The 15,864-nt window shown below is 70.9% G+C and carries 11 protein-coding genes and 2 tRNA genes; 9 read left to right on the top strand and 4 right to left on the bottom strand.

Annotation, left to right across the window (positions count from 1 at the left end; translation table 11 throughout):
* Positions 1–9: 9 nt before the first annotated feature.
* The gene (locus tag GCE65_RS11295; RefSeq protein ID WP_153878462.1) at positions 10–1,227 is read right to left on the bottom strand and encodes an ROK family protein; all 1,218 of its coding nucleotides are present in this window, start codon (positions 1,225–1,227) and stop codon (positions 10–12) included.
* A 116-nt stretch (positions 1,228–1,343) separates the two neighbouring features.
* Between GCE65_RS11295 and GCE65_RS11290 the strand changes: the two genes are divergently transcribed.
* The 6 genes from GCE65_RS11290 to GCE65_RS11265 all read left to right on the top strand — a co-directional run bounded on the left by GCE65_RS11290 (position 1,344) and on the right by GCE65_RS11265 (position 9,214).
* Positions 1,344–2,861, top strand: coding sequence for a sugar ABC transporter ATP-binding protein (locus tag GCE65_RS11290; RefSeq protein WP_153878461.1), 1,518 nt, complete (start codon positions 1,344–1,346; stop codon positions 2,859–2,861).
* Positions 2,858–3,862 (top strand): ABC transporter permease, encoded by a 1,005-nt coding sequence (locus GCE65_RS11285; RefSeq protein ID WP_152910096.1) that lies wholly within the window; start codon positions 2,858–2,860, stop codon positions 3,860–3,862. Before GCE65_RS11290 ends, GCE65_RS11285 begins: the two co-directional genes overlap by 4 nt.
* 66 nt (positions 3,863–3,928) lie before the next feature.
* Positions 3,929–4,990 carry a substrate-binding domain-containing protein gene (locus GCE65_RS11280; RefSeq protein WP_152910097.1) on the top strand — a complete coding sequence of 354 codons (1,062 nt, stop codon included), beginning with the start codon at positions 3,929–3,931 and terminating at the stop codon, positions 4,988–4,990.
* Between the two features lie 121 nt (positions 4,991–5,111).
* Positions 5,112–6,257 (top strand): Gfo/Idh/MocA family protein, encoded by a 1,146-nt coding sequence (locus tag GCE65_RS11275; protein WP_153878460.1) that lies wholly within the window; start codon positions 5,112–5,114, stop codon positions 6,255–6,257.
* Positions 6,258–6,324: 67 nt separating this feature from the next.
* Positions 6,325–7,326 carry a sugar phosphate isomerase/epimerase gene (locus GCE65_RS11270; RefSeq protein WP_152910099.1) on the top strand — a complete coding sequence of 334 codons (1,002 nt, stop codon included), beginning with the start codon at positions 6,325–6,327 and terminating at the stop codon, positions 7,324–7,326.
* Positions 7,327–7,882: 556 nt separating this feature from the next.
* A complete protein-coding gene (locus tag GCE65_RS11265; protein ID WP_194928683.1) occupies positions 7,883–9,214 on the top strand; it encodes a ScyD/ScyE family protein in 1,332 nt (443 codons plus the stop codon).
* Between the two features lie 52 nt (positions 9,215–9,266).
* Here the strand turns inward: GCE65_RS11265 and GCE65_RS11260 are convergent, their stop codons facing one another.
* Positions 9,267–10,562 (bottom strand): hemolysin family protein, encoded by a 1,296-nt coding sequence (locus tag GCE65_RS11260; protein ID WP_153878458.1) that lies wholly within the window; start codon positions 10,560–10,562, stop codon positions 9,267–9,269.
* A 305-nt stretch (positions 10,563–10,867) separates the two neighbouring features.
* On the opposite strand from GCE65_RS11260, the gene GCE65_RS11255 reads away from it, so the two are divergent.
* A complete protein-coding gene (locus GCE65_RS11255; protein WP_153878457.1) occupies positions 10,868–11,455 on the top strand; it encodes a DUF2335 domain-containing protein in 588 nt (195 codons plus the stop codon).
* Between the two features lie 61 nt (positions 11,456–11,516).
* Here GCE65_RS11255 and GCE65_RS11250 read toward each other — a convergent pair.
* Positions 11,517–11,590, bottom strand: a tRNA-Gly gene (locus tag GCE65_RS11250).
* A 78-nt stretch (positions 11,591–11,668) separates the two neighbouring features.
* On the opposite strand from GCE65_RS11250, the gene GCE65_RS11245 reads away from it, so the two are divergent.
* Positions 11,669–11,745, top strand: a tRNA-Pro gene (locus tag GCE65_RS11245).
* A 12-nt stretch (positions 11,746–11,757) separates the two neighbouring features.
* On the opposite strand, the gene GCE65_RS11240 is transcribed toward GCE65_RS11245, so the two are convergent.
* Complete coding sequence (locus tag GCE65_RS11240; RefSeq protein WP_153878456.1) at positions 11,758–12,621, bottom strand: hypothetical protein; 864 nt, start codon at positions 12,619–12,621, stop codon at positions 11,758–11,760.
* A gap of 151 nt (positions 12,622–12,772) precedes the next feature.
* Between GCE65_RS11240 and GCE65_RS11235 the strand changes: the two genes are divergently transcribed.
* A complete protein-coding gene (locus GCE65_RS11235) occupies positions 12,773–15,859 on the top strand; it encodes a glycoside hydrolase N-terminal domain-containing protein (RefSeq protein WP_194928682.1) in 3,087 nt (1,028 codons plus the stop codon).
* The last annotated feature ends 5 nt before the right edge of the window (positions 15,860–15,864 follow it).

The raw sequence follows: 15,864 nt of genomic DNA, 5'->3' as shown, positions 1-15,864 counted from the left end.
GGCCGACGATCAGGCGCCGGCGAGGAACTCGTCGATCGCGGGCGCGTCGAGCACCCGCTTGGCCACCATCCGGGCGGCCCCGAGGATCCCGGCCCGGCCGGCGGTCTGGGAGGTGACGATCCGCAGGTGCTCGGTGGCCAGCGGCAGCGAGCGGCTGTAGACCACCTCGCGCAGGCCGGCGAGCAGGTGCTCGCCCGCATCGGCGATGACCCCGCCGATGACGATGACCGACGGATTGAGCAGGTTGACGCACCCGGCGACCACGTCGCCGATGTCGCGACCGGCCTGGCGCACGGCCTGCATCGTGCGCGTGTCGCCGGCGCGCACGAGGTCGACGATCTCGGCCGTGGCCTCGATGTCGTACCCCTGCTCGCGCAGTGACTCCACGATCGCGTGGCCGCTGGCGAGTGCCTCGAGGCAGCCGAGGTTGCCACAGCGGCAGGGCACCGGTTCCCCGCGGGGGACCGCGATGTGCCCGAGGTCGCCGGCGGCCCCCTGCGCGCCCCGCCGCAGCTCGCCGTCCGAGATGATCCCCGAGCCGACGCCCGTGGCGACCTTGATGAACAGCAGGTTCGCGACGTCGGGCCACTGCGACCGGTGCTCGCCGAGCGCCATGATGTTCACGTCGTTGTCGACCAGCACGGGGACCGGGAACGTCCGCTGCATCCGTGCGGGCACGTCGAAGCCGTCCCAGCCGGGCATGATCGGAGGGCTGATCGGCTGGCCCGTGTCGTGCTGGACCGGGCCCGGCAGCCCGATCCCCACCCCGAGGACGTCGGTGACCGGCCGGTCGATCTCGATGAGCATCTGCTCGAACTCGGCCGCGACCGAGTCGAGCACCGGCTCGGGGCCGGCGCTGATCGTGACCGGCAGCGAGCGCTCGCTCACGATGTTGGCGGCGAGGTCGGTGATGGCCAGCCGGTAGTGGCTCGCGCCGATGTCGGCGACGAGGATGAGGCGCACGCCGGCGTTGAACGCGAACGTGGCGGGCGGGCGCCCGCCGGTGGAGACCGCCTCGCCCGTGGCGATGAGGAGGCCGGAGGCGAGGAGCTCGTCGACCCGGGCGGCCACCGTCGGCCGCGCGAACCTCGTCGCCGCGGCCAGCTCGGCGCGCGTGTGGGGGAGTCCGTCGCGGACGAACTGGAACAGGGCTCCGGCGGAACGAGGATCGTTCCCCCGTGGCTTGGCGGCCACGAGCTGGGAGACTCGGGTGTCGGTGTCTGTCATGGGACAAGTTAACCACCCCGAAGTGCCCCAGCTTTTAGGAACGGGCGGCGAGTTACGATTCGGACACGGCGCAACTTTTGGTTGACTCGTTCCATAAGTGGCGCTAGTCTGTGGCTATGGTCACAGCAGACCCCTCCACACCGCTCCTGAGCGTGACGGGGCTCATCAAACACTTCCCTGGTGCCAAGGCGCTCGACGGGGTCGACTTCGACGTGCGTACGGGCGAGGTGCACTGCCTCCTCGGCCAGAACGGTGCCGGCAAGTCCACCCTCATCAAGGTGCTCGCGGGCGCCCATCAGCTCGACTCCGGGCAGGTGCGATGGAACGGGGAGGACGTCACGATCGCCTCGCCCTCCGTCGCACTCGAGATCGGGATCGCGACGATGTACCAGGAGCTCGACGTCGTCGACGGGCTGAGCGTCGCCGAGAACATCTTCCTCGGGCACGAGCTCGCCCGCGGCGGGGTGCTCCGCCGGGGCGAGGCCCACGACCGAACGAGGAAGCTCCTCGCGCGGCTCGGACATCCGGAGATCCGGCCGGGCCAGGAGGTCGGGCAGCTGTCCGCCGCCGGCCGCCAGATCGTCTCGATGGCGCGGGCACTCTCGCGCAACGCCCGCGTGATCGTCATGGACGAGCCCTCGGCGGTGCTCGACCCCGAGGAGGTCGACAACCTGTTCACGGTGGTGGAGTCCGTGACCGCCGAAGGCGTCGCGGTCATCTACATCTCCCACCGACTCGAGGAGATCCGCCGCATCGGCGACCGGATCACCGTGCTCAAGGACGGCAAGACGGTCGCGAGCGGCCTCCAGGTCTCCGAGACCTCGACGCCGGAACTCATCGAACTCATGACCGGTCGCGTCATCGCCGCCGACTTCGGCGGCGCCCGCACGGGTGAGATCGGCGAGGTGCGACTCGAGGTCGAGGACCTCGAACTCGCCGGGGTCTTCGAGCACGTCTCCTTCACCGTCCGCGCCGGGGAGATCGTCGGCCTGGCCGGGCTCGTCGGGGCCGGCCGTTCGGAGATCGTCGAGAGCGTCTACGGCGCGCGCACCTCGACCGGCGGCACGGTGCGGGTGAACGGCAAGGCGCTGCGCCGGGGCTCCGTGGAGCGCGCCGTCGCGCACGGCATCGGGCTCGCCCCCGAGGAGCGCAAGAGCCAGGGCCTGCTCCTCGACGAGCCCGTCTACCGCAACATCACGCTGTCCACCTTCGCGCGCTTCGCCCGCGGCGGCTTCCTCAAGGAGCGCGCCGAGCGCGCCGCCGCCCGCGAACAGATCGCGTCCCTGCAGCTGGCCCCGGGCGATCCGGACCGGCGGATCCGGACCCTCTCTGGCGGCAACCAGCAGAAGGCGATGCTCGCCCGCTGGCTCGTCCACGGCTGCGAGGTCCTCATCCTCGACGAGCCGACCCGCGGCGTGGACGTCGGCGCCCGAGCCGAGATCTACGCCCTTATCCGTACCCTCGCGGCCCAAGGCGCCGCCGTCCTCATGGTCTCGAGCGAGATCGAGGAGGTGCTCGGCCTGGCGGACCGGGTGCTGGTCATCGCCGACGGCCGCGTAGTCCACGAGGGACCGGCCGATCAGATCGACGAGCACGGAGTGCTCGACCTCATCATGGAAGGAACCAGCGTATGAGCGAGAACGTATCGGCGGTCCAGTCCGCCGGACCCCTCGCGCGAGTTCGGAGCAGCCCGGGGCTCGTGCGCAACCTCGGCCTCATCATCGCCCTCGTGCTCTTGTGCGTCGTGGGCGCGGTGACCTCGGGCGACCAGTTCGTCAGCTCCGCGAACCTCATGGTCATCCTCAGCAGCGCCGCGACCATCGGCATCATGTCCATCGGGATGACGTTCGTGATCACCGGCGGCGGGATCGACCTCTCGGTCGGCTCGATGCTCGGCCTCGCGACCGTCTGGGCGACGACGCTGGCCACCCAGACGATGGCCGCCAGCAGCGGCTGGTTCGTCATCGCCGTCACGGCAGTCCTCGTGGGCGCCGGAGTCGGGCTGGTCAACGGCATCATCATCGCCTACGGCCGGGTCGAGGCGTTCATCGCGACGCTGGCCATGATGGTCGGTGCGCGCGGCCTGGCCGAGATCATCTCCGGCCGCCACACCCAGCTCGTCGACAACGACGCGTTCCTCGACGTGTTCCGGGCGGACGTCCTGGGCGTGCCCGCGATCGTGTGGATGTTCCTCGTCGTGGCCGTCGCCGGCTGGTTCCTGCTCAACCGCACGACCTTCGGCCGACGCACCATCGCGGTGGGCGGAAACCCGGAGGCGGCTCGCCTGGCCGGAATCAAGGTCAAGCGCCACACCATGTACCTCTACGCGCTCGCGGGCACCACCGTCGGGATCGCCGCGATCACGATGCTTGCGCGCACCCGCTCCGGCTCGTCCACGAACGGCACCATGTACGAGCTGGACGCGATCGCCGCCGTGGTGATCGGCGGCACGCTGCTCATGGGAGGGCGCGGGACCATCTTCGGCACGGTCCTGGGCGTGCTCATCTTCTCCACCCTCACGAACGTCTTCATCCAGAACAACCTGTCCACATCGGCCCAGTCGCTCGTCAAGGGCGCCATCATCGTCATCGCGGTGCTCCTGCAGCAGCGCTTCGCCAATCGCGGGTCGAGTTAGCCCGCGGTGATTCCGCATCCATCATCAGCTCCCGATTCACCTGTCACTACGTCAAGGAGGACACCTATGTCACGGACCATCACGCGTCGCCGGCTCACCGTCGCCGCCGGACTCTCCACCATGCTGCTGCTCGCCGGCTGCGTGAGCAACACCCCGGAGGACACCTCCGGTGAGGGCGGCTCCGACACCGGCTCGGACTCCGCGCCGGCCGCCTCGGGCAACGACGAGCCGGGTGACACGGTCACGATCGGCTTCTCCGCCCCGGCCGCCGACCACGGCTGGATGGGCGCCATGACCACCCTCGCGCAGGCCGAGGCCGCGAAGTTCGAGGACGTCGACCTTCAGGTCGCCGAGGGCACGAACGACGTCGCCCTGCAGATCACCCAGATCCAGACCTTCATCAACAACGGGGTCGACGCGATCGTCATGGTCCCCTTCGACGGCGCGGCCCTCACCGGCGTGGCCCTCGAGGCCATGGCCGCGGGCATCCCGGTGATCAACGTCGACCGCGAGTTCTCGGACTCCAACGCCTCCCGCGTGACCGTGCTCGGCGACAACTACGGCATGGGCGTGAGCGCCGGCGAGTACATCTGTGAGCGCCTCGGCGGCCAGGACGACGCGGTGATCGCCGAGATCGCCGGGATCGACAGCCTGCCCCTGACCCAGGACCGGAGCCAGGGCTTCGCGGACGCCCTCGGCGACTGCGGCCTCGAGGTCTCCAACCGCGTCGCCGCCGACTTCACGGTCCAGGGCGGGGAGGAGTCGACCTCCAACCTGCTGCAGGCCGCCCCGAAGATCGACGCGATCTGGAACCACGACGACGACCAGGGCGTCGGCGTGCTCTCGGCGATCGACGCCGCCGACCGCGACGAGTTCTTCCTCGTCGGCGGTGCCGGCTCGGCGAACATGATGCGTCACATCCAGGAGGGCGACTCGGTGGTCGAGGCCACGGTGCTCTACCCGGCGACCCAGGCCGCCGACGGCGTGCGCCTCGCGCGACTGCTCGTGCAGGACAAGGCGATGGCGGACCTCGCCGAGGTGCAGGTGCCCCGCAAGGTGCAGCTGTACGCCCCGGTCGTGACCTCGGACAACGTCGACCAGTTCATCGACGCCGCGTTCGAGTCCTGAGTCGCGGGCGGCGTGCCGGGAAGGGCCGGCACGCCGCCTCGTCGTTGCCGGGCCCGGTGGGTCCGGCACCACCGCAGAAGGGGATGACACATTGAATAAGCAAGGCCGACTGAATGTCGCGATGATCGGATACGCCTTCATGGGGCGGGCCCACTCCCAGGCGTGGCGGGTGGCCCCGAGGTTCTTCGACCTCCCGCTCGAGCCCCGCATGGGGCTGCTCGTCGGACGGAACGAGGCGGCGGCCACGGCGGCGGCCGGCAGGCTCGGCTGGGCGGAGGTGGAGACCGACTGGCGCCGCGTCGTCGAACGAGACGACGTCGACCTCGTCGACATCTGCACGCCGGGCGATACGCACGCCGAGATCGCCGCGGCGGCATTGCGCGCCGGCAAGCACGTGCTCGTGGAGAAGCCGATGGCCAACTCGGTCGCCGAGGCCGAGGCGATGGTCGCGGCCGCCGAGGACGCCCGCGGGAGCGGCGCCCGGGCGATGGTCGGCTTCACCTACCGGCGCGTGCCCGCGGTCGCCCTCGCCCGCCAACTCGTGGCCGAGGGCCGGATCGGGCAGGTGCGCCAGGTGCGCGCCCAGTACCTTCAGGACTGGCTCGCCGACGATGAGGCGCCGCTGTCGTGGCGGCTCGACAAGGACCGGGCCGGCTCCGGGGCGCTCGGCGACATCGGCGCGCACATCGTCGACCTGACCGAGTTCGTCACCGGGGAGCGCTACGTCGGGGTCTCCGGGATGCTCGAGACGTTCGTGCACGAGCGCCCGACCGCGGGCAGCTCGGACGGCCTGAGCAGCACGGCCGGGACCGGACGGGGCCGGGTCACGGTCGACGACGCGGCCGCGTTCACCGCCCGTCTCAGCGGCGGCGGCACGGCGGTGCTCGAGGCGACCCGCGTGGCCTGGGGCCGGAAGAACGCGATGCGCTTCGAGATCTCGGGCAGCACGGGAACGCTCGCATTCGACTTCGAGGAGATGAACATCCTCCACCACTACGACGCCTCGACCCCCGCCTGCGACGGCGGATTCCGGCGGATCCTCGTGACCGAATCGGATCACCCGTACATCGCGGCCTGGTGGCCGCCCGGGCACGGTCTCGGCTACGAACACGGCTTCACCCACCAGGCCGTCGATCTCGTCGAGGCGATCGCGGGCGGGCACGACCCCGCGCCGTCCTTCGCCGACGGGCTGCACGTGCAACAGGTCCTGGCCGCCGTCGAACGCTCGAGCACTGCCCAGGGCGCCTTCACGGCCGTGGGCGACTGACGCCGTCGGGCACGGTCACGAACCACCGGCGGCACCGCCGCCGCCATCACGAGAAAGGACGCCATCCATGGCACGACCGATCACGCTGTTCACCGGCCAGTGGGCCGACCTGCCGTTCGAGGAGGTGGCCCGGCTCGCGGGCGAGTGGGGCTACGACGGCCTCGAGATCGCCTCCTGGGGCGATCACCTCGACCCGTGGCGCGCCGCCGAGGACGACGCCTACGTGCGCAACCGCCTCGACATCCTGGAGAAGAACGGCCTGCAGGTCTTCACCATCTCCAACCACCTCAAGGGTCAGGCCGTCTGCGACGACCCGATCGACGAGCGTCACCGGGGCATACTGCCGGACCGGATCTGGGGCGACGGCGACCCCGAGGGCGTGCGCCGGCGTGCGGCGGAGGAGCTCAAGGTGACGGCGACGGCCGCGGCCCGGCTCGGCGTCAAGACCGTGAGCGGCTTCACCGGCAGCTCCATCTGGAAGTACGTGGCGATGTTCCCGCCGGTGTCGGAGGAGCTGGTCGAGGCCGGCTACCGGGACTTCGCCGACCGCTGGAACCCGATCCTCGACGTCTTCGACGCCGAGGGTGTCCGGTTCGCGCTCGAGCCGCACCCCTCCGAGATCGCCTACGACTACTGGACGACGCAGCGCACCCTCGAGGCGATCGGGCACCGGGAGGCGTTCGGCCTCAACTGGGACCCCTCCCACTTCATGTGGCAGGACCTCGACCCGGTCTCGTTCCTGTGGGACTTCCGCGACAAGATCTTCCACGTGCACTGCAAGGACTCCAAGCGGCGCCTCAACGGGCGCAACGGCCGGCTCGGATCGCACCTGCCGTGGGCGGACCCGCGCCGGGGCTGGGACTTCATCTCGACCGGTCACGGCGACGTGCCGTGGGAGGACGCGATCCGCATGCTCAACGCCATCGGCTACGACGGCCCGCTCTCGGTCGAGTGGGAGGACGCCGGGATGGACCGGCTCGTGGGCGGACCGAAGGCGCTCGAGTTCGTGCGCTCGCTCTCGTTCAAGACCTCGGATGCGGCCTTCGACGCCGCCTTCTCCACCCGCTGAGGCGCACCGGCTCCACCCGCTGAGGCACACCGGGCGCCGCCGTCGTTCGGCGTCACACAGCGGTTCTATCGCTGACCAGGGTCACATCCCTGGAATCGGATCCGATTCCAGGGATGTGACCCTGCTCGTTTCCGGGGAAGCCTCCCGTTGCCCCGCACCGACGAGTTTCCCCGTGTGCCCGATACAAGACACCCGCGTGCCCGATGTTCACGCCGTCCCCACCAGCCACCGGCCATCGCCCGCACCGCCGGCCGCACCCACCCGGGCGGACGCCTTCCGCCCCGCTCCGGGCGGCAGTAGCGTTGACCTCGATCGACGCGCCGCCGTTCCACCGCGCGTGCCGACATTCCCCGACCGGGGCGTGTCGGCGCGATGTCCCGGCTGCCGCGTCCACCCGTGACGATGACCTGTCGGTCGGATGCGGCCACCCGGACCGGACGGCCCACCTCGACCCATTCTTGACGAAGACGACCCGCGAGGTGCCCGGCCGGGCGGCGCGGGCTCGGTTCGCCCCGGGCGTGCCACGTGCCGCGCGGGTCTCTGGGAAGGAACGGCAATGAATCGACGAATTCCTCGGTCGATCGCGGTTGCGGCGGGTGTGCTGCTGGCCGCGGTGGCGGGTGTGGCCCCGGCGGGAGCACACGGGCGCGGGCATCCGCCCGGGCCGGATGCGGATCCCGTGGTGATCGCCACCGGGCTCGACAATCCCCGGCAGCTGAGCGTGGGACCGGGCGGCGCGCTGTACGTCGCGGAGTCCGGGGTCGGGGGCGACGGCCCCTGCATCACGACGTCGGAGGGCGTGTTCGCCTGCTACGGGCCCACGGGTGCGATCACGCGGATCACGCACCACCGGGGCGACTGGTCGCAGCGCCGGGTGGTCACGGGCCTGCCCTCGCTCGCCCCGCCCGCGAACCTGCCCCCCGCGCAGCCGGGCCAGGCGCCCGTGGTCAAGGGCGGCAGCGCCACGGGCCCGAGCGACGTCGCCGTGTTCGGATCCCATTACGTGGCGAGCATCGGACTCGGCGCCCCGCCGGCCGCGCTCGCCGAGGGGGCGGCCACGAGCCAGGACGGCGACACCGCCCAGACGCTGCCCGAGGGATTCGCCTCCCTCGTCGAGGGACGGCTTTCGCACTCGTGTTCGCGGGACGGGCGCCAGGGCGGCCACGGGCGTCACGCCGGCCGCGGGCATCAAGGCGGCCACGGGCGTCACGGCGGCGACTCTCGGGAGTGCGGTCAGTGGCGCACCGTCGCCGACCTCGCCGGATTCGAGGCCGAGCATAACCCGGTCGACGGCCCGGACAGCAACCCGGCGTCCGTCGAGCGCGTGCGCGGCGGCTACGTGGTCGCCGACGCGGGCGGCAACACGGTCGTCGACGTCGGCCGGCGCGGGCGGACCTCGCTCGTCGCCTCGTTCGACGACGTCATGGTCGAGTTCCCGCCGAATTCGGGCAACGAGATGCCGATGCAGTTCGTGCCGACGAGCGCCGTTCCGGGGCCCCACGGGTCCTATTTCGTGAGCCAGCTGACCGGCTTCCCGTTCCCCGAGGGCGGGTCGACGATCTGGCAGGTGTTCCCGGCCCGCGGTCACCGCGACGCGCGCGCCGTGCCGTACGCGACCGGCCTGACGAACGTGACCGACCTGGCGCTCGCCCCGGGCGGCGACCTGTACGCAGTGCAGATCTCCTCGACCGGGCTCGCCTCACCGGCCGGGCCCACGAACGGGGCGCTCGTGCGGATCTCGCACCGTCGTGGGCACGAGGTCACGACCGTCGCGGGCGGGCTGTTCGCGCCGTACGGGGTGGCGCTGCACGGCCGGTCGGCCTACGTGACGACCGGCAGCATCCTTCCCGGCGGGGGAGAGGTGGTGCGGGTTCCGCTCGGGCGTTGAGTCCGCTCGGGCGTGGGAGGCGTCGATCATGGACGGCGCCTCCCGCACCCGGTCAGGCCGGTGGCACGGGGGGCTGTGGTTCGGCCGGGTGCCACGCGAGCTCGGTGATCCGGGTGCCGGTCATCCGCGTCACCGCGAGCGTGTGGTCGTCGACCGCCACCGTGTCGCCGACTGCGGCGATCCGGCCCAGCCGGGCGATGACGTAACCGGCCACGGTCTCGTAGCTGCCGTCGTCGGGGAGCTCGACCCCGGTGGCCTCGGCGAACTCTTCGAGGGTCGAACTTCCCGGCACGATCGAGGGGTCCTGCATCGACGGCGCCGGCCGGGCGTCGTACTCGTCGCGGATGTCGCCGACCAGTTCCTCGACGAGGTCCTCGAGGGTGACGATGCCGTCCGTGCCGCCGTACTCGTCGACGACCACGGCCAGGTGGGTTCCGGCGTGGCGCATCTGCGAGACCGCGGGGAGGACCCGGTTGGTCCCCGGCAGCACGAGCACCTCCCGGATCACGTCGTGGACGCGGCGGGTCTCGTCCACTCGCAGGTCTATCAGGTCTCGCGCGTGCAGGTAGCCGAGGACGTCGTCGAAGCCCTCGCCGATGACCGGATAGCGGGAGAACCCCTGCCGGCGTGCCCAGGGGGCCGCGTCCCGCAGCGGCATGTCGGCGTCGATGAAGACGACGTCGGTGCGTGGCCGCATCGCCTCGCGCAGGAGGGTCTGGGCCGCTCCGAGGACGTCCTGGATGATCTGCCGCTCGTCGTCCTCGAGCCCGTCGTGCGTGGCCACGAGGTCGCGCAGCTCCCGCTCGCTCAGCTCCTCCCGGGTCGCCTCGGGGTCGCCGCCGAGGAGCCGGACGAGGGCGTTGGTCGAGACCGACAGCAACCAGATGACCGGCCGCATCACGGTGGCGAACCGGTCGAGGGACGGGGTGGCGAGCAGCGACAGTCCGGCGGAGTTCTGCAGGGCGAGGCGCTTGGGCACCAGTTCGCCGAGCACGAGCGAGAGGTAGGCGATGAGCAGGGTCATCGCGAGCAGGGCGGTCGTGGCCGCGGCGGACTCCGACAGGCCGAGGCGTTGCAGGTAGGGGGCGAGGTCGGGGGCGAGGGTCGAGCCGCCGTAGGCCGCGCTGAAGAAGCCGGCGACCGTCACCCCGATCTGCACCGCGGCGAGGAAGCGGTTCGGGTTCCGGGCGACCGCCGCCACCCGGGCGCCGCGGGCCCCCTGGCGTTCCAGTTGCGTGAGCTGACTGTCGCGGAGTGAGACGAGGGCGATCTCGGTCGCGGCGAAGACCCCGCCGACGATCACGAAGAGGACGACGAGGCCGAAGCTGGCGAGGGTGTCGGTGTCCATCAGGCTCGTTCGCCCGCGCGGCGCGAACGGCGGCTGGGCCGGGGGTCGTCCATGACGGGATTCTAGACGAGACGACGGAGGAACCCGTGGGGAGGGGGACGTGGTGGTCCTGACGGGGAGTAGATGTTTCTGGGCGTATCTGCCAGAGTTGGAGCGTGCGTTAACCGGGTGACGAGGCCCGCCGCGGCATCGACGAATCTGTGTATGGCGGTTGGGGCGGTCGATTGGCGAAACCTCGGGATCGAGCGTGGTGACGAAGACACGGAGTCGGCGAGTGAGATGACACTGGTGCCAAGGGAGAGGCCATGAGCCATAATGAGGGGCCGGAGAACTCGGAGGAGGTAGAGTCCAAGCATGAGCCCGACACGAGAGGCCGTGATGAGGGGCCTGCGCCGCGGCACGAAGATCGCCTTCACGAGAGACACGGCTCACTTACACGAGATGAGCCAGAGGGCGGCGTCGACCGACTACGAAGCGGAAGCTTGGGACGACGTGAGCCGGACCTTGAGAGCGGCGATGGATTCCATCCAGAGGGACATCAAGACTCGATCCCAGGCCTAGAGTTCACCTACGTTCGGCAGGCTCCCTTGCCGCCGGTGGAAGAGTTCGCGGGATACGAACAGGTTCTTTCAGGCGCTGCTCATCGGATCCTCCGAATGGCGGAGAAGTCCCAGGATGCTCGCGTGGCTGCTGAGATGGTCCCAATATATGCAGAGGCCACTGCGCTGAAGATCGCGTCGATCGCGTGGTCGCTGTTCCCGGCCGTTGCCTACGCCGCAACGGTTGCCTTGGCGTTCGCCGGGCTTCCGGTGGGCGCCGCTCTCACTGGCGTCGCGGGCACTGTCGCAGTCGCCCCGCAGGTCATCCGGGAGATCCGCGCGAAGCGTGAGTAAGAGTGTCGGCGCCTACGCCTCCCGTCACTCACCCTCGACCGGGGCTTCCGGTGATCATCCGTGGAGCGGGTGACGGGAATCGAACCCGCACCATCAGCTTGGAAGGCTGAGGTTCTACCATTGAACTACACCCGCAGTGCAGCCCCAGAGTACCCGATCGGCGGCACTGGAAAAGACCACTACACTGAGCCTGGCCGGAGCACCGGCACGCATCGGGATGTGGCGCAGGTTGGTAGCGCGTCCGCTTTGGGAGCGGAAGGTCGCAGGTTCAAATCCTGTCATCCCGACCAGGGGCCCGGGGGCTACCGGCCGGTGGGATCGACGATCCGGGCCACCTCGACCGCCAGCTCGAGCCGTTCCTGTGCCGTGGCGATCCGAGGATCGTCGAGCGCGCACACGACCACCCGGTCCGCGCCCGCCACGACGGTCACGGGCAGGTCGGCGCGGGCGTCCACGGCCGACCGGATCGCCGCTCCCCACGTGTCGAGCACGCGGGGGTCGCCGTCGACGTGGGCGCGGGAGCCGCGATCGCGCCGATCCCGCTCCCGGGTGCGCAGGTCGACCCAGGCCGGCTTCATGAGCGCGGGGTCGAGGCCCACGCCGCTCAGGACGGCCACGCGGTGCCCGCGCGTGCGGGCGCGGACCGAGACGATCTCCCGATACGTGCTCTGCCGCTTCGACGTCGACGCCGACCGCAGGTGCCACGACTGCACGAGCGCCTCGCGGCCACCGATCACCCCGCGGAGCGAGCCGAACGCCACCGGTGCCCGCCACCCGCGCGGCAGCACGAGGCCGGCCGTCGCCGGATCCGCGGCGGTCTCGGCGCCCGCGTACGCCCACCCCCGCGCCTCGGCCCAGGCCCGGCGCTCCCGCTCGATGCGCCGGCGAACCGCGATCGCGCCGACGAGGGCGCGGGTCGCCGCGAAGGCCGCGGCACCCGCCGCGAGCACCCCGGCGACGGCGAGCAGCTGTACGGAACGGGGCTGCGTCGTCGTCCATGCCGTCGCGATCACGACACCGGCGACGGTGCCGACGGCCACGAGCAACGGCGCGCCCCGGCCCCAGGTCCAGGACCGCCGTCCCAGCGCGCTCGCTCTCCCGGCTCGAACGGCGCGGGAGCGGGCCCGGGCGGTCCCGAGGAACTCCGGCTGCTCGTCCGTTCTCACGCCGTGAGTGTATCGCCGCGGACGATTCGGGTGCCGGACGCCGCAACGACAGATCCGATGTTTGGACCTCTGATATCGTCGCCAGTCGACCCAGTCACCGTAGACTCGCGGAGGAGATCGGATGTATAAACGCTTGAAGCAGGTTGGAATCATGACAATGGCAGCGGGAATGCTCGTGGCGACCGCGGGGGCGAGCCTGGCGGACGACGGCCCGGACGCGCCTGCGCAGTCCCAGCAGAACCTGCTCTGGTTCGACGAGCCCGCTCCGGTGGACACCGACCGCAATCAGTGGCAGTCGACCGTGCTCCCGATCGGGAACGGCTACATGGGCGGGCTCGTGTTCGGAGGGGTCCAGCAGGAGCGGATCCACTTCAACGACAAGACCCTGTGGTCGGGCGGGCCCGCCGAGTCGCGCCCCGACTACAACGGCTCCAACCGCACGACCCCGGTCACCCGGGGGCAGCTGACCGACTTCGCCGAGCAGCTCGACGACAAGAGCACGGACGTGTTCGGCCTGCCGTTCGACGAGGCCAACCGCATCCTCACCCGCGAGATCATCGACCCGTCCGCCTGGAAGAACGGCATGGGGATGTACCAGGACTTCGGGGACATCCGCCTCGACTTCGGCGAGGACGCCCCGGCCGAGGGAGAGGTCGAGGACTACATCCGCGACCTCGACCTCGAGACCGCCATCGCCGGCGTCTCGTACACGGCGGGCGGCGTGGCCTATGAGCGGGAGGTGTTCACGAGCTACCCGGACAACGTGCTGGCGGTGCGCCTGAGCGCCGACGAGGCGGCCTCGATCACGGTCGGCGTGAGCCTCGACGACGCCCAGCGGGCCGGTTCGACGAGCGTCTCCGGCGACACGATCACCCTCGCCGGCGCCCTGCGCGACAACCAGCTGCAGTACGAGGCCCAGGTCAAGGTCGTCGCCGACGGCGGGCAGGTCGCCCGCGCCGGCGACGGCCTCCAGGTCACCGGCGCCGACACGGTCACCCTGTACCTGGCCACCGGCACCGACTATGAGAACGACTACCCGACGTATCGCGGCGATCACCCCCACGAGCCGGTGACCGAGCGGGTCACCGGCGCCGCAGCCAAGGGATACGAGGCCGTCCGCGCCGACCACGTGGCCGACCACGCGGAACTCTTCTCCCGCGTCCAGCTCGACCTGGGGCAGGGACGCACGGACCTGCCGACCGACGAGCGGATCCAGGCCTACCGCGACGGCGGGGCAGACCCGGCGCTCGAGGCGCTGCTGTTCCAGTTCGGCCGCTACCTCACGATCGCGACGTCGCGGGAGGGCACGCTGCCCTCGAACCTCAACGGCGTGTGGATGATCGGCAGCGGCTCGCAGTTCTGGAACGCCGACTACCACTTCAACGTCAACGTGCAGATGAACTACTGGCCGAACCTCGTGACCAACCTCGCCGAGACCGCCGTGCCGTTCAACGACTACATGGAGAGCCTGCGCGAGCCGGGGCGGGTGACCGCCGGGGCGACCTCGGCCAGCCCGAGCGGCCCGGGGGAGGAGAACGGCTTCATCGTCCACACGGTGAACAACATCTTCGGCCTGACCGCCCCGTACGCCGTGCAGGAGTTCGGCTGGAACATCGGCGGGTCCACGTGGGCCATGCAGAACGTCGGCGAGTACTACAAGTTCACCCAGGACCGGGAGTACCTCCGCGAGGAGATCTACCCGATGCAGCGGGAGATGGCCGACTTCTGGCTCGACTACCTCTGGTACAGCGAGTACCAGGACCGGCTCGTGGTCACGCCGTCGGTCTCGGCCGAACAAGGCCCCACGGTCAACGGGTCGACCTACGACCAGTCGCTCGTGTGGGAACTCTTCGAGGACGCCATCGACTCCGCGACGGAGCTCGGGGTCGACGAGGAGCTCGCCCAGGAGTGGCGCGCGGCGCAGGCCCGGCTCGATCCGATCATGATCGGCGAGGCCGGCCAGATCAAGGAGTGGTACGAGGAGACGACCCCGGGGCGGGCCCAGGCCGGTGACCTCGCCGAGGTCGACATCCCCAACTTCAACGCCGGATACCGGCCGCTGCCGCACCGCCACCTCTCCCACCTCGTGGGGCTCTACCCGGGCACCCTGCTGAGCAAGGAGGACCCGGCCGAACTCGCCGCGGCGCGCGTCTCCCTCGAGGAGCGGGGCTTCGAGTCGACCGGATGGGGCAAGGCCCACCGGATCAACCTGTGGGCCCGTGCCCTCGACGCGGAGGGTGCCTACCGGGCACTCACCTCGATGGTCGGCACCCCGAACGGCTACGCCGGGATCATGGACAACCTGCTCGACTCCCACGGCCAGGGCACGAACCACGACGAGCGGCCCGTGTTCCAGATCGAGGGCAACATGGGGCTGACCGCCGGCATCGCCGAGATGCTCATCCAGAGCCATCTCGACCGGGTCCAGCTCCTGCCCGCCCTCCCGGACGAGTGGGCCGACGGCAGCATCGCCGGCATCAAGGCGCGCGGCGACTTCGAGCTCGACTACCGGTGGCAGGACTCCCGTCTGGTCGAGGCGACGATCGAATCGGGAAGCGGGCAGGACCTGCTGCTCGAGAACCCCGGCCTCGCCGACTTCGTCGTCCTCGACGGCGCCGGCGACCAGGTCGCGCTGACGGAACGGACCGAGGACACGATCGGGTTCGAGACCGAGGCCGGGCAGACCTACCGGCTCGTCCGCGCCCACGACCTCACGGTCGAGGCCGGTGACGGGGGCGCGGTCTCCGTCGCCGGGGCACCGGCGGCCGGCAGCTACGAGGGTCGCGTGCCCGACGGCGCGCAGGTCGCCCTGGTGGCCGAGCCGGAGTCCGGATTCGCGTTCGACCGGTGGGTCGACGAGGCCGGCGCGGAGGTCTCCGCCGACGCCGAATACGCGGTCACCGTGGCGGAGGACACCTATCGGCGCGCCGAGTTCGTCGCCGCCCCCGAGCCGACGCCGACCGATCCGGAGCCGACCGATCCGGCACCCACGGATCCGGTGCCGACGGATCCCGCCCCGACGGACCCGGCGCCGACGGATTCCAGCGATCCGGCCCCGACGGAGCCGGCACCCACGGGTGGCGCAGACTCTCAGGCCGGTGCGGACCAGGCCGGTGACGATCCGGCTGACACCCTGCCTGACACGGGGGCCAAGGTTGGGGTGGCGGCCGCTGTGGCAACGATCCTGGCCGCGGCCGGGTGCCTGATGCTGCTGCGGCGCCGTTCCTCCGCAGCCTGAGGATC

Source organism: Pseudactinotalea sp. HY158 (genome assembly GCF_009660225.1).
Lineage (GTDB): Bacteria > Actinomycetota > Actinomycetes > Actinomycetales > Beutenbergiaceae > HY158.
Note: the sequence above shows the minus strand (reverse complement) of the source record. Positions and strands in the feature narration are given on the sequence as shown.

Coding starts and splice junctions, on each gene's coding strand:
- GCE65_RS11295 (WP_153878462.1), bottom strand. CDS start 1,227: ATGACAGACACCGACACCCGAGTCTCCCAGCTCGTGGCCGCCAAGCCA.
- GCE65_RS11290 (WP_153878461.1), top strand. CDS start 1,344: ATGGTCACAGCAGACCCCTCCACACCGCTCCTGAGCGTGACGGGGCTC.
- GCE65_RS11285 (WP_152910096.1), top strand. CDS start 2,858: ATGAGCGAGAACGTATCGGCGGTCCAGTCCGCCGGACCCCTCGCGCGA.
- GCE65_RS11280 (WP_152910097.1), top strand. CDS start 3,929: ATGTCACGGACCATCACGCGTCGCCGGCTCACCGTCGCCGCCGGACTC.
- GCE65_RS11275 (WP_153878460.1), top strand. CDS start 5,112: ATGATCGGATACGCCTTCATGGGGCGGGCCCACTCCCAGGCGTGGCGG.
- GCE65_RS11270 (WP_152910099.1), top strand. CDS start 6,325: ATGGCACGACCGATCACGCTGTTCACCGGCCAGTGGGCCGACCTGCCG.
- GCE65_RS11265 (WP_194928683.1), top strand. CDS start 7,883: ATGAATCGACGAATTCCTCGGTCGATCGCGGTTGCGGCGGGTGTGCTG.
- GCE65_RS11260 (WP_153878458.1), bottom strand. CDS start 10,562: ATGGACACCGACACCCTCGCCAGCTTCGGCCTCGTCGTCCTCTTCGTG.
- GCE65_RS11255 (WP_153878457.1), top strand. CDS start 10,868: ATGAGCCATAATGAGGGGCCGGAGAACTCGGAGGAGGTAGAGTCCAAG.
- GCE65_RS11235 (WP_194928682.1), top strand. CDS start 12,773: ATGACAATGGCAGCGGGAATGCTCGTGGCGACCGCGGGGGCGAGCCTG.